Genomic DNA, 13633 nt, shown 5'->3' on the forward strand with positions numbered 1-13633 from the left:
TGCCATTCCTGCCTTTTTTGCTTATTATTTCGACGGAATGCTACTCACCCCAGGTAGCATCGAGTACACGCAGCCAATTACCGTAACAGATCTTTTCCAGCAACGAGCGTTCATAACCCTGTGCGGCCAGCGCTTGCACCAAAATGGGGAGACTGGCGATATCTTTCAGGTCTGGTGGCGTAGTGGTGCCATCGAAATCGGAGCCAAATCCCACGCTATTTTCACCGACTTTCTCCAGTAGATATTCCACATGGCGAACAATTTCCTGCACGGTGGCGTTCGGGTCTTTTCTGCCATCTTCGCGCAGGAACGCGGTGCCAAAATTTACCCCGACAAATCCCTGACTATCACGGATCGCGGCGAGTTGACGGTCAGTCAGATTGCGGGATTGCGCGCACAATGCATGGGCATTGGAGTGGCTGGCGACCAACGGAGCGTCGGAAATGTCGGTGGTCTGCCAGAAACCTTTCTCATCCATATGCGAGACATCCACCATGATGCGTTTGGCATTACAGGCACGTACCAGCCGGATACCCGCTTTGGTCAGGCCATCTCCGGTATCTGGCGAAGATGGAAAGCGAAACGGGACGCCGGAACCGAAAATATTCGGGCGACTCCACAGCGGCCCCAGGCTACGTAATCCGGCGGCGTAAAGAATATCCAGAAGATTCAGGTCCGCATCCAGCATCTCCGCACCTTCAATATGCATCACCATCGCCAGTACGCCTTCCGCCATACAGCGGCGGATGTCCGCCACGCTGCGGCAAATTTTTGCTCGACCGGCGGAGTCGGCCTCAATACGCAACAGTGTGGAGAGCATGAAAAAAGCGATATCACGTGCGTCTTGCATTGACGGTGTGGCATGCGGGGTAAACAGAGGATCACCGTCTGGTACGGTTATTGCTTTCGGTTGTGGGGAGGGGATATAGGTGGCAAACAATCCGCCAGCCAGTCCGCCTTGCCGGATACGAGGCAGGTCGATCTGACCCTGTGCCGGACCGGTGATGAAGGCTTCAACCGGGTGCTCTCGGTGTTGACGCCACAACTGTGACAGCACGTCGTTGTGACCGTCAAAAACGGGGATGCGCTCGGTATTACAAATCAGCTTGTCGGTCATGGGCGAAAGTCCCGGTACTTGTTTGAAATAAAACGCTCTTTGCTCTGATGAAGCCTGTTTTGCACCATCATGGGGCAATCCTGGCAAAGAAAAAATCACTCTTTGCTGTGCTCATTTAAGCCAGTGCCGTTTGCCGCTGTCAAGACGAAGCTTGATACTAAATATATTAGTTTTATTTATATATCAATCACTTGGGGGATTCATGGTTACCAGAAGACGTTTTCTTGCCGGATGTACCGCTGTGCCTTTTCTCTCTTACCTTAGCCTCAATTCCGCTTTTGCCGCCACACCACCTTCTATTCTGGTGATGGCGATGCAGCTTGATAATATGACCAGCCTCGACCCACAAGAGGGCTTTGAAGCGACGGGTTCTGAAATCAGCGGTAATCTCTATCAGCGATTGGTGATGCCAAATCCGAGCAATCCGCAGGAGGTGCAAGGTGAGCTGGCCACCGATTGGGAAGTCAGTAACGACAGCAAGACGTTTACCTTTCATATTGATCCCAAAGCGACGTTCTTCGATGGTAGCCCGGTGACAGCGGAAGATGCGGCCTTTTCACTGCAACGTGCAGTAAAACTGGATAAAAGCCCGGCATTTATCATCAATCAGTTCGGTTTCACCAAAGACAACGTTGAGCAGCATGTTACGGCTCCTGACACACATACGCTGGTGATTAATCTGGATCAACCGGCGTCGGAATCCTTCCTGCTGTACTGCCTGTCCGCGCCAGTTGGCAGTATTGTGCAGAAAAAGGCCGCGCTGGCTAACCAGCAGGGCAACGATTTGGGTAACCAGTGGCTGAAGCTTAATAGCGCCGGTTCCGGTCCCTTTGAACTGGTGAGTTGGAAAGCCAGTGAGAGCGTGATTCTGAAGAAGAACCCGCATTTCCCGTCCAAGAACCCAATCAAACGCATCATCATGAAACACATCGTCGACCCTTCGGCACAGTTGTTGATGTTGCAGAAAGGGGATGTGGATATCGCCCGTAATCTTACTACTGAGCAGATCCGCCCGCTCCTCAATGACAGCCATTACCATTTGGTGCAGCAACTTGTATCCAGCGTGATGTTTCTTTCCTGCAATACCACTAACGAATTGCTGAAAAAACCGCAGGTGTGGCAGGCGATCAAATGGGCGCTGGATTATGACAGTATCCAGCAGAACATTGTGCCGATGACGCACAAAGTACATCAAAGCTTCCTGCCACGCGGTTTTCCGTCGGCACTGGCTGATACGCCATTCCATCTGGATGTGACCAAAGCCAAAGCATTGCTGGCGGAAGCAGGTTATCCGGATGGTTTTGAAATCACGCTGGATCACTACTCGCCACAGCCGTATCCGGATATTGCGCAGGCGGTGCAGACTCAACTGGGTGCGATTGGCATCAAAGTGAAACTGATTGCGGCGGAAAACCGTCAGGTGCTCACCAAAATGCGCGCCCGTCAGCATCAGTTGGCGATGACCGTATGGGGAGCGGATTACTTCGATCCTAATTCCAATACCGAAGCATTTTGTGTCAACACGGATAACAGCGATGGTGCCCGCAATCGTACGTTGGCATGGCGTTGTGGCTGGTCTGATGCAAAATTCAATGAGATGACGGAACAGGCATTGCATGAAACCGATCCGGCCAAGCGTATTGCCCTGTATGAAACCATCCAGCGTGAACACCGTGAGCACAGCCCGTTCGTGATGATGATGCAGGAACAGATGAATATCGCCAGCGGTAAAAACGTCAGTGGTATACAGATGTCTGTATTACGTAAAAGCCCTTATCAATTGGTGAAGAAAGCCTGATGCGGATACTGATGCGTTTTTTCAGTACGCTCGGCAGTCTGGCCCTGACGTTGTTGGGGCTTTCCATCCTGACGTTCTGTATTGGTCGGGTGATGCCGACCGATCCGGTACTGGCAATGCTGGGAGATAACGCCCCGCAACCCGTGGTAGAGCGGGCGCGTCAGGAGCTGGGGCTGGATCAACCAATCTGGATGCAATACGGCCACTATATCAACCAACTATTGCACGGCGATCTGGGGCGTTCCATTCTTACGTCCAACTCTGTTACGGATGACATTTTCCGTTACTTTCCCGCCACGCTTGAGCTGGCGACCGCCGCCATTATCATTGCGGCCCTGGTGGGCATTCCGCTGGGCGTATGGGCAGCAGTACGGCAGGGCAGTTGGCTGGATCAGACTATCCGGGTCATCTGTCTGGCCGGACATTCATTACCTGTTTTCATACTGGCGCTGCTCAGTCTGCTTATCTTCTATGCCGTACTGGGTATTGCGCCGGGACCGGGTCGTCAGGACATTATTTTTCAAGATATGGTGCCGCAGGTCACCGGGTTGCTGACCGTGGATTCCCTGCTGGCCGGGGATATCGACGCCTTTAAAGATGCGCTGGCACATATGGTGCAACCGGTATTGATTCTGGCGTACTTCAGCATGGCGTACATCACGCGTATGACACGTACTTTTATGTTGAATGCGCTCAGCGGTGAGTTCATCACTACGGCGCGCGCAAAAGGGCTGTCGTCGCGCCGGGTGATTTGGCGACACGCGTTTCCCACCGTGGCGGTGCAATTGGTGACGGTGCTGGCGTTGACCTATGCCAGTCTGCTGGAAGGTGCGGTGGTGACCGAGAACGTCTTTTCCTGGCCGGGTCTGGGCCAGTATCTTACGACCGCACTGTTGAATGCTGACATGAATCCGGTAGTCGGTGCCACGCTGTTGGTGGGAGCAGTCTACGTACTGCTCAATTTGCTGGCTGATATTCTCTATCGACTTTTGGATCCCCGCGTAACATGACTTCTTTTGTCTCACGAGCCTGGTTGCTCGACGAAACGCCAACCACACGCCGTCAGGCGGTGTGGGGACAACGCTATCGGCTATGGCTGGGATTGCGCACCAACCCATTGGCGATGGTAGGTTTGATGATTATCGTGTCGGTGTTGTTGCTGTCGCTGGCTGCGCCGTTACTGACACCGTATTCCCCCGGCTTTCAGGACCTGTCCAACAGGCTGGCGGCGCCTTCTATCCAACATTGGTTGGGTACGGACGAACTGGGGCGCGATGTGTACAGCCGTATTTTGTATGGCGGTCGTACCACTCTGGGGATGGTGATCGCTGTTGTGACCATCACCGCGCCTATTGGGTTGCTGGTGGGGTGTATCGCTGGTTACATCGGGGGTTGGCTGGATAAGATTCTGATGCGTTTGACGGATATCTTTTTGTCATTTCCCCGGTTGGTGCTGGCACTGGCATTTGTCGCGGCGCTTAAACCCGGTGTGGAAAGTGCGATTCTGGCGATAGCGCTCACGGCTTGGCCACCCTATGCCCGACTGGCGCGCGCCGAAACGATGCAGTACCGCTACAGCGATTTTATCGCTGCCAACCGCCTGACTGGAGCAACACCGATGCGCATTATTCTGCGTCATATCATGCCGTTGTGTTTGCCGAGCCTGATTGTGCGTATCACGCTGGATATGAGTTCCATTATTATCACCGCTGCCAGTCTTGGTTTTCTCGGCATGGGGGCGCAGCCGCCCTCGCCGGAGTGGGGCACGATGATTGCTACCGCCCGTCGTTTTCTGTTCACCGAATGGTGGGTGCCGCTGATGCCTTGTATCGCTATTTTTCTGACCTCGCTGGCGTTTAATTTTCTGGGCGACGGTCTGCGCGATGTGCTGGATCCCAAGGAGCGCTAAATGCTGGTGGAAATTGAAAATCTGCGTATCGCCTTTACCCATCGGGCAGAAACCTTTGAAGCGGTACGCGGCGTATCGCTGAATGTCGGCAAAGAAAAGTTTGCCATCGTTGGAGAAAGTGGCTCCGGTAAATCGCTGACGGCCCGTAGTCTGATGCAATTGCTGCCGGGTAATGCGCGGATACAGGCCGATAAGCTCCGCTTTGATGGCATCGATCTGCGTGGCGCCAATGAAAAAACGCTGTGCCAGATTCGTGGCAGGCGTGTGGGTTTCATTTTGCAGGACCCGAAATATTCGCTGAATCCGGTGATGACTATTGGTCAGCAGGTGGCGGAGTCCTGGCGGCAACACAAAGGTGGTAGCAAGCGTGCAGCGATGGACGCAGCGGTGGATCTGCTGGCGCAGGTGCGTATCCGTGATCCAGAGCGGGTGGCCACCAGTTACCCGCATGAAGTATCCGGTGGGATGGGCCAACGGGTGATGATCGCCATGATGTTGGCGCCTGACCCGGAGCTGCTGATTGCCGACGAACCTACTAGTGCGTTGGATGCCACGGTGCAGGCGGAGATCCTGAGGCTGATCGACGATCTGGTGTCACAACGGGGGATGGGGCTGATCCTGATCAGTCACGATCTACCTTTGGTGTCGCATTTTTGTGATCGGGTGGCAGTGATGTATGCCGGGCGGATCGTGGAAATGTTGGCCGCCAATCAACTGCAACAGGCACAACATCCGTATACACGTGGCCTGCTGGAGTGCTTGCCCTCGCTCTTGCATCCACGGGAACGCTTGCCGGTGATGAAACGTGATATTGCCTGGAGGGATGCATGATTAAGTTAGATAAATTACGCATCGCATTTGGAGCTGTGGCGGTGGTAAAAGGCGTCTCATTTGAGGTGGCGAGCGGGGCCAGCTTTGGCATCGTTGGTGAAAGTGGGTCCGGTAAATCCACTATTTTGCGGGCGTTGTCGGGGCTGAATAACCACTGGAGCGGCACCATTACCTTCGGTGGCATGGCGTTATCCGCGCATCGCGGCCGGACGTTCTTTCGTCAGGTGCAGATGGTATTTCAGGACCCGTATGGTTCTCTGCATCCACGCCAGACGATTGACCGTATTTTGCATGAACCGTTGTTGATACATCGTGTTGATCGTGCCGAGCAACGCATTACACAGGCACTGGACGAAGTCGGATTACCGTCTGCGGTACGTTTTCGCTTTCCGCATCAGCTTTCCGGTGGACAGCGCCAACGTGTCGCCATTGCCCGGGCGTTAATCGCCGAACCTGAAGTATTATTGCTGGATGAGCCGACTTCCGCGCTGGATGTATCGGTGCAGGCGGAAATTCTCAATCTGCTTACCGACCTGCGAGCGGAACGTAAACTGACCTATATTATGGTCAGTCATAATCTGGCGGTAGTCTCGCATCTTTGCCAGCGTATCGGGGTGATGCAGAACGGCGAAATGGTAGAACAGCTCAGTGCCGACGACTTACGTGCGCGGCGTATTCAGCATCCGCACACGGCTGAACTGTATGATTTAAGTATGACACTGGAGGAGCCAGTATGACACTGCATTGGCAGCGTGCCATCGATGTGGCCCAGTCGCTGACCTGCGACTGGAATCAAGGCGTACAGCCAGGCGGTGTCATCGCCCTGTTTGATGGCAAACAGATTCAGTCCGTATGTTGTGGTGGCCTGGCAGATTTGGCGCAGCAGACGCCGTTTACCCCCCACAGTGTGGTGCGTTTCGCATCCGTGACTAAGCATCTGTTTGCCGCCATGGTCACCGGCCCCGCCAGCCATGCTATTTCCCTCACTGATACCTTGAACCAGCATTTGCCACAACTGCGTGGTGATAACGGTAACGTCACGATAGGTCAGGCGCTGGATATGACCTCCGGTCTACCGGATGTGCGGGAAACCTTGTCGTTGCTGGGAATTTCCGTTTACAACGCGACCTCGGCGGCAGATTTACTGGATTTTTTGGCACAATGGGGCTCACTCAACTACCCAGCGGGCAGCGAGATTTCCTACACCAACACGGGTTATCGATTAGTAGAGGAAGTGCTAAAAGCCAAAGGTATTTACTTTGCTGATCTATTACGCCAGCAAGTGTGTGAACCCTTGGGTATTCAACTTCATGCGCCGGAAACCTGGTTTGATATTGTACCCGGTCTGATGCCGGGGTATTGGCAAAGCACAACGGGCTGGCAGCTTGCCAGCGCAGGTTTGCACCTGTCGTCGTCCGGTTGTGTCGCTGGCAGTGTGCAGGATTTGACAGTCTGGCTGCAATCGCTGCTGATGAACTCGGGTCCCGGCGACGGTGTATTGTCCCGCTTGACGCAACCACGTCGGATGAACGATGGCCGGATTACCGGTTATGGGCTGGGCATTACACACTGCCGGGTCGGCGATGCATTGCTGGTCGGGCACGGTGGTTCTCATGCGGGTTACAAAAGCTATTTCCTGCTCGACCCGGTGCGACAAGTCGGTGTCACACTGGTTGCCAACCGTGAGGATGTCACGACCTACGATAGTGCGATGCGTGTTATGGCGGCACTGCTGGATCAGCCGTTGCCGCAGCAAGGTCATTCGCTGACTCCCGGTCTTTACGTGGCGGAACAGGGCGGCGATTGGCTGGAGATCAACGAGAAAAGTGCTTGTTGGCTGGGGGCCTCAGAAACGCTGTATCACAGTGGGCAGCCCGAAGTGACAACATCCCTTTCCAGCCATTTACCAATGCGTCTTCGACAAAATGGTATGGCGATTGAGGGTGAAATTGGTCATACATCACGCCGTTTTGTCCCGGCGACGGCTGATGACAGCCTATCTCACATTCAGGGATGCTGGCGGTTGACAGACACCCGCAGTGAACTGGTGATTGATGGCGACCAATTGGTCATGGGTATTGGCCCGGCAGCGATTACCGCCACACTCAAATCCCTCGGTCAAGGCCGGGGACTTGCCATCGCGCAGGATGGCCCGTGGGAGAAGCGGTTTGGTCTCTATCTGGATGGTGATCAACTGCAGTTACTGCTTAATCGTAGTCGAGTCGTGATATACGAGCGCTGACGATTAACCGTGCATAGCGTGGTCTGATAATGTGTTGTGCAATAACCGGAGACTGACTGCAACGCGAACGTCTTTATGCAGTGGATTACTGAAGCCGCCTCCCACCGCTTAACGTATCTGTCCAATTCTTTCTGGACATCCATACAGTATCAATTTACCTTGACGGGCAGCAGCGAGGTAAAGCGGAGGCCGTGTGGATATCTCTCTATTTTATGGTATTGGTGGCGTAGCAGTAGGCTTGTTACTCGGTTTGCTCATTGCGGGTTTGCTTCAGCAACAGCGGCAGGCGCGATCTGAAACAGAGCAGCGTTTGTTGGCACAAGCGTTGGAACAGGCCCGTCAGTCTTTAAATGAGAGTCAGCAGGCCAGGCAACAGGATCAGCAGCGACTTGGTCAGCAGGAAATGGAATTGCGAACACTGCATGCGCAACTGGCAGCCAGTCAGGAGAAGTTGCAGCAACTGGTGGAACTACGCCAGGAATGTGAGCTGCTTAATCAGGAACTGCGGGCGCTTCGGGAGGCCAATGGCGCACAAGAAGCTGAATTACGGGAAGTGACTATCCGCCTGGAAGAGACGCGTCTGGCGGCTGAAGAAAAACAGCGCTTGCTGACCAACAGTGAGCAGCGTCTCTCCACTCAATTTGAAAACCTCGCCAACCGAATTTTTGAGCACAGTGGCCGTAAGGTCGATCAGCAGAATCAGCAGAGTCTGGATCGTTTGCTGACACCATTGCGGGAGCAACTGGATGGGTTTCGTCGTCAGGTGCAGGAAAGCTTTGGTTCTGAAGCCCGGGAACGCCATACGCTGGCGCATGAGATTCGTAATCTGCAACAGCTTAATGCCCGGATGACACAGGAAGCGGTTAACCTGACCAACGCACTGAAAGGTGACAACAAAACGCAAGGAAATTGGGGTGAAGTGGTGTTGAGCCGGGTACTGGAGAGTTCCGGGCTGCGCGAAGGGCACGAATATCAAATTCAGGTCAGTGTGCAGACCGACACTAATTCACGTTTACAGCCGGATGTCATCGTGCGCCTGCCACATGGTAAAGATGTGGTCATTGACGCCAAGATGTCGTTGGTGGCCTATGAACGTTACTTTAACAGCGACGATGAGATCGAACGGTCCGCCGCACTCAATGAGCATTTGGTGTCAATCCGCAGTCATATCCGTCTTTTGGGTAACAAAGATTATCAACAATTACCGGGATTGCGCTCGCTGGATTATGTGTTGATGTTCATTCCGGTGGAGCCCGCATTCCTGGTCGCAATTAATCGCCAGCCAGATGTTATCACCGAAGCGCTTAAACATAATATTATGCTGGTCAGTCCTACTACCTTACTGGTAGCGTTGCGGACGATTAATAATTTATGGCGTTACGAGCAACAAAGCCGCAACGCACAGCAGATCGCCGAGCGAGCTTCCCGGTTGTACGATAAGCTGCGCCTATTCGTCGACGATATGTCATCACTGGGGCAAAGCCTGGAAAAAGCACAGGGAAGTTATCGTCAGGCCATGAAGAAGCTCTCTTCAGGTCGCGGAAATCTGATTAATCAGGCGGAAGGTTTCCGGGCATTGGGTGTAGAAATAAAACGGCCTATTAACGCATCGTTGATTGACGATGCCGAGTCAGTCAATGTGGAGTATCACCCGATTGTCGGGGACGACGAGCCCGTTGATGAAAAACCAGCGTAAGTCGCTGCCGTACTGGTATAAACTGTTCCAGCATCCTTTATGTAGTAGGTATATGGCGTTCTACTTCTCTCGGTATATCGGTAAATAAGGACGGTAGCTTTTAACTTGGGTCTGTTACACTCTCCCCATTAGTAGGTAGATCCAAATTTTGACTGAATGGTAGGCGGATAACATGGTAGACAATTCAGAGAAAACTACACATTTTGGTTTTCGCACCGTAGCGAAAGAAGAAAAAGAAGGCATGGTCGCTGACGTTTTTCATTCTGTGGCTACAAAGTATGATTTGATGAATGACTTGATGTCTTTTGGTATTCATCGTGTCTGGAAAAGATTCACCATTGAGTGCAGTGGCGTGCGGCGCGGTCAGCATGTGCTGGATCTTGCCGGCGGCACTGGAGACTTGACTGCCAAATTCTCACGTCTGGTCGGTGATGACGGTGGGGTTGTACTGGCGGATATCAATGCTTCAATGTTGAAGGTCGGTCGTGAAAAGCTGCGGAATAATGGCGTGATCGGCAATGTCGATTATGTCCAGGCCAATGCAGAGGCTTTGCCTTTCCCAGATGATTTTTTTGACTGTATTACCATTGCTTTCGGCCTGCGCAATGTCACTGACAAAGAGAAGGCGTTGCGCTCCATGTATCGCGTGCTGAAACCTGGGGGCCGTTTACTGGTGCTGGAATTTTCCAAACCGACAGTGAAAATGCTCAGTAAGGTCTATGACGCCTACTCTTTTCACATACTGCCTCGTATTGGCGAAATGGTGGCAAGTGATGCCGATAGCTATCGTTATCTGGCAGAATCTATCAGGATGCACCCGGACCAGGAAACGCTGAAAAACATGATGAGTGACGCGGGATTTGACAACGTCAATTATTTTAATCTGACCGGTGGAGTTGTTGCATTACATCGCGGTTTTAAATTCTGAGTTTGGGAATACCAATGCTGTTAATGCCTGTACTGATCGCTGCGCTGGAAACGGCGTTTAATCAGCTATTGTTTCGTGACCGGAGTATGAAGGCCGCACGTCAACGTCTGCATGGGAAAACGCTGCGTATTGACGTCGCCGAGCTAGGCACGCCTCTGGTGCTGGTTTTTACTGAGCATCACCTGGATATCGTGAGTCAATGGGATGATGTTCCTGATTGCCATTTGCAAACTCGGTTATCCGCTTTGATGAAATTGCGTGATCGCCAACACCTTTCCGCGTTGATGCGCAGTGATGAACTGATCGTAGAAGGTGATATTCAGGTCATCCAACAATTTATCGGGCTGCTGGATCTGGCTGAGTTCGATCCTGCAGAATGGTTAGCGCCTTATCTTGGTGACGTTGTGGCAGAAGGATTGAGCCAGGCTGCACACAAAACGGTAGGGGCATTGACTCGTACGCTGTGCCGTCAGCAGCATTATTTATCTGAAACGCTCACAGAAGAGTGGCGCCTGGTACCAGGCAAGCTGGAAGGCCTCTGGTTCCAGGATGAAGTGACTGCGTTGGAGCAATCTGTGAGTGCATTAACCGAAAGGTTGGCAAAGCTGGAGAGATCTCAATGACGCCAGGAGAGTTGGTCCGCCTTTACCGAATTATCCGTGTACTATTGAGTTATGGACTGGATGAATTGATTCCGCGGATACGCCTGACGCTCCCTCTTCGTTTGGGTCGTTATTTCCTGTTCTGGTTGCCTAACCGTCATAAAGATATGCCGTTAGGGGAGCGTATGCGTCTGGCATTACAGGATCTCGGGCCGGTGTGGATTAAGTTCGGGCAGATGATGTCTACTCGACGGGATTTGTTTCCACCCGCTATCGCTGATCAACTGGCAATGTTGCAGGATCGGGTAGCGCCTTTTGATGGTGCTCTGGCTCGTAAGCAGATTGAAGCGTCAATGGGCGGTTCACTGGAAACCTGGTTTGATGATTTTGACTCGATCCCATTGGCTTCGGCGTCCATTGCTCAGGTGCATACGGCTAAACTGAAAACATCGGGCAAAGATATTGTGATTAAAGTGATTCGCCCGGACATCCTGCCAGTGATTAAAGCCGATATGCGCCTAATGAATCGGTTGGCTAGCTGGTTGCCAATTTTGTTATCGGATGGCCGTCGTCTGCGACCACGTGAAGTCATACGTGAATATGAAAAAACGCTTTTGGATGAGCTGAACCTGCTGCGTGAGGCAGCAAATGCCATCCAACTACGACGTAACTTTATCAATAGCCCTATGCTTTACATACCGGAGATCTATTCGGATTACTGTACAGAACGCGTGTTGGTTATGGAGCGTATTTACGGTATTCCGGTTTCTGATGTGGATGCGCTCAAGAAGCACGGTGTTAACATGCCTTTGCTGGCTGAACGTGGTGTGCAAGTATTTTTCACTCAGGTTTTTCGGGATAGTTTCTTCCATGCGGATATGCATCCGGGCAATATCTTTATCAGCTATGAACATCCTGAAGATCCGCAATATATTGGTATTGATTGCGGCATCGTCGGTTCTCTTAACAAGGAAGATAAGCGGTATCTGGCGGAAAACTTCATTGCCTTTTTCAACCGAGACTATCGTCGGGTTGCTGAACTGCATGTGGACTCTGGCTGGGTTCCTGCAGATACCAATGTGGAAGAGTTTGAGTTCGCTATTCGTACTGTTTGTGAACCCATTTTTGAAAAGCCGTTGGCGGAAATTTCCTTCGGCCATGTATTATTGAACCTCTTTAATACGGCGCGCCGCTTCAATATGGAAGTGCAGCCGCAACTGGTATTGCTCCAGAAAACATTACTTTATATTGAAGGGATAGGACGCCAGCTTTATCCTCAGTTAGATTTATGGAAAACCGCCAAGCCTTTTCTGGAAACCTGGCTGAAAGATCAGGTCGGATTACCTGCGATGTTGCGTGCATTTAAAGAAAAAGCACCATTTTGGGCGGAAAAATTGCCTGAAATTCCGGAATTGTTTTATGACGGATTAAGGCAACATAAGATGTTGCGGCAGAGTATGGAGCAACTTGCCAATGAACTACATGTCCAACGGGTTCGTCATGGTCAGTCCCGTTATTTGCTAGGTGTGGGGGCAGCACTGTTAATCAGTGGGACATTGCTGTTAGCCAGTCATGTTGAAGCGGATATTGTACCTGCAGGTTTGATAGCCGCAGGTGTTGTTGCCTGGTTGATTGGTTGGCGTTGTACTCGTTGAATAAGATCATAATCAGTAGCATGATTACCGTTTATAATAGTGGTGATCTTGATAGTTATCCCTTGTATAAAGAGGTAAAGCGTTATGGGCGGTATTAGTATTCCTAGTTTGTTGATCATCGCGGTCATCGTGGTGTTGTTGTTTGGCACCAATAAGCTGAGAACGTTGGGATCAGATCTCGGTGCTTCCATTAAGGGCTTTAAAAAAGCTATCAGTGAAGAGCCGTCATCTGCCGACGACGAAAAAACACAGCAAGATGCTGACTTTGCGACTAAATCCATTGCGGATCAAAAGCCGGAAGCCAAGCAGGAAGAGAAGAGCAAGAATAAAGAACAGGTGTAATCTGTGTTTGATATCGGGTTTAGTGAACTGCTGCTGGTGATGATAATCGGCCTGGTAGTCTTGGGGCCGGAGAGATTGCCTATCGCAGTAAGAACGGTTGCCGGTTGGATCAGAACACTGCGCTCATTGGCTTCTACCGTACAAAATGAGTTATCACAGGAATTGAAGTTGCAGGAATTGCAGGACAGCCTGAAAAAAGTAGAGCAGGCCAGTAGCCTGAGTAATTTATCTCCAGAGCTTAAAGCTTCCATGGATGAACTGAAAGAAGCCGCCGAAGCCATGAAACGCAGCTATGTTGCCAAACCTGAGCATACGGTTCCTGTGGAGCAGCTGAACGATCCTGAAGTCATCTATGACGGGGTTGTAGAACAGGAAGAGACACCGGTTACTCCTGTGATAACTCCGCCATTGGAAAACATGCCAGATACAGTAGTACCTGAGTCCGATAAAAAAATAAAACCTGAGCAAATTGCTGCGGTTCCCACTTCTCAACTAGGTGATGATCATTAGTGT

13 protein-coding genes are annotated in these 13633 nt (G+C 51.7%); 12 read left to right on the forward strand and 1 reads right to left on the reverse strand.

Annotation, left to right across the window (positions count from 1 at the left end; all coding sequences use genetic code 11):
* Window positions 1-40 precede the first annotated feature (40 nt).
* Window positions 41-1117 (reverse strand): dipeptidase, encoded by a 1077-nt coding sequence (locus tag PCO85_01170; protein ID WJV54134.1) that lies wholly within the window; start codon window positions 1115-1117, stop codon window positions 41-43.
* Between the two features lie 202 nt (window positions 1118-1319).
* Here PCO85_01170 and PCO85_01175 point away from each other — a divergent pair, with 202 nt between their 5' ends.
* The 12 genes from PCO85_01175 to tatB all read left to right on the forward strand — a co-directional run bounded on the left by PCO85_01175 (window position 1320) and on the right by tatB (window position 13630).
* A complete protein-coding gene (locus PCO85_01175) occupies window positions 1320-2915 on the forward strand; it encodes an ABC transporter substrate-binding protein (protein WJV54135.1) in 1596 nt (531 codons plus the stop codon).
* Entirely contained in the window at window positions 2915-3925 is a 1011-nt protein-coding gene (locus PCO85_01180; GenBank protein WJV54136.1) for an ABC transporter permease, read from the forward strand. The genes PCO85_01175 and PCO85_01180 overlap by 1 nt, the downstream gene beginning before the upstream one ends.
* The gene (locus tag PCO85_01185) at window positions 3922-4824 is read left to right on the forward strand and encodes an ABC transporter permease (protein ID WJV54137.1); all 903 of its coding nucleotides are present in this window, start codon (window positions 3922-3924) and stop codon (window positions 4822-4824) included. Before PCO85_01180 ends, PCO85_01185 begins: the two co-directional genes overlap by 4 nt.
* Window positions 4825-5655: an ABC transporter ATP-binding protein gene (locus PCO85_01190; GenBank protein WJV54138.1), complete on the forward strand. Its 831-nt coding sequence runs from the start codon at window positions 4825-4827 to the stop codon at window positions 5653-5655.
* A complete protein-coding gene (locus PCO85_01195) occupies window positions 5652-6392 on the forward strand; it encodes an ABC transporter ATP-binding protein (GenBank protein WJV54139.1) in 741 nt (246 codons plus the stop codon). The genes PCO85_01190 and PCO85_01195 overlap by 4 nt, the downstream gene beginning before the upstream one ends.
* Entirely contained in the window at window positions 6389-7897 is a 1509-nt protein-coding gene (locus tag PCO85_01200; GenBank protein ID WJV54140.1) for a serine hydrolase domain-containing protein, read from the forward strand. The genes PCO85_01195 and PCO85_01200 overlap by 4 nt, the downstream gene beginning before the upstream one ends.
* Before the next feature lie 193 nt (window positions 7898-8090).
* Window positions 8091-9593 (forward strand): DNA recombination protein RmuC, encoded by a 1503-nt coding sequence (gene rmuC, locus PCO85_01205; GenBank protein WJV54141.1) that lies wholly within the window; start codon window positions 8091-8093, stop codon window positions 9591-9593.
* 172 nt (window positions 9594-9765) lie between these two features.
* On the forward strand, window positions 9766-10521 hold the full coding sequence (gene ubiE, locus PCO85_01210; GenBank protein ID WJV54142.1) for a bifunctional demethylmenaquinone methyltransferase/2-methoxy-6-polyprenyl-1,4-benzoquinol methylase UbiE: 756 nt from the start codon (window positions 9766-9768) through the stop codon (window positions 10519-10521).
* A gap of 14 nt (window positions 10522-10535) precedes the next feature.
* Window positions 10536-11144: an SCP2 domain-containing protein gene (locus tag PCO85_01215; protein ID WJV54143.1), complete on the forward strand. Its 609-nt coding sequence runs from the start codon at window positions 10536-10538 to the stop codon at window positions 11142-11144.
* Window positions 11141-12778 (forward strand): ubiquinone biosynthesis regulatory protein kinase UbiB, encoded by a 1638-nt coding sequence (ubiB, locus tag PCO85_01220; GenBank protein ID WJV54144.1) that lies wholly within the window; start codon window positions 11141-11143, stop codon window positions 12776-12778. The genes PCO85_01215 and ubiB overlap by 4 nt, the downstream gene beginning before the upstream one ends.
* Window positions 12779-12862: 84 nt before the next feature.
* Entirely contained in the window at window positions 12863-13120 is a 258-nt protein-coding gene (gene tatA / locus PCO85_01225; GenBank protein ID WJV54145.1) for a Sec-independent protein translocase subunit TatA, read from the forward strand.
* 3 nt (window positions 13121-13123) lie between these two features.
* On the forward strand, window positions 13124-13630 hold the full coding sequence (tatB, locus tag PCO85_01230) for a Sec-independent protein translocase protein TatB (GenBank protein ID WJV54146.1): 507 nt from the start codon (window positions 13124-13126) through the stop codon (window positions 13628-13630).
* The last annotated feature ends 3 nt before the right edge of the window (window positions 13631-13633 follow it).

The organism is Prodigiosinella aquatilis (assembly GCA_030388725.1).
GTDB classification, from domain to species: Bacteria; Pseudomonadota; Gammaproteobacteria; order Enterobacterales; family Enterobacteriaceae; genus Prodigiosinella; species Prodigiosinella aquatilis.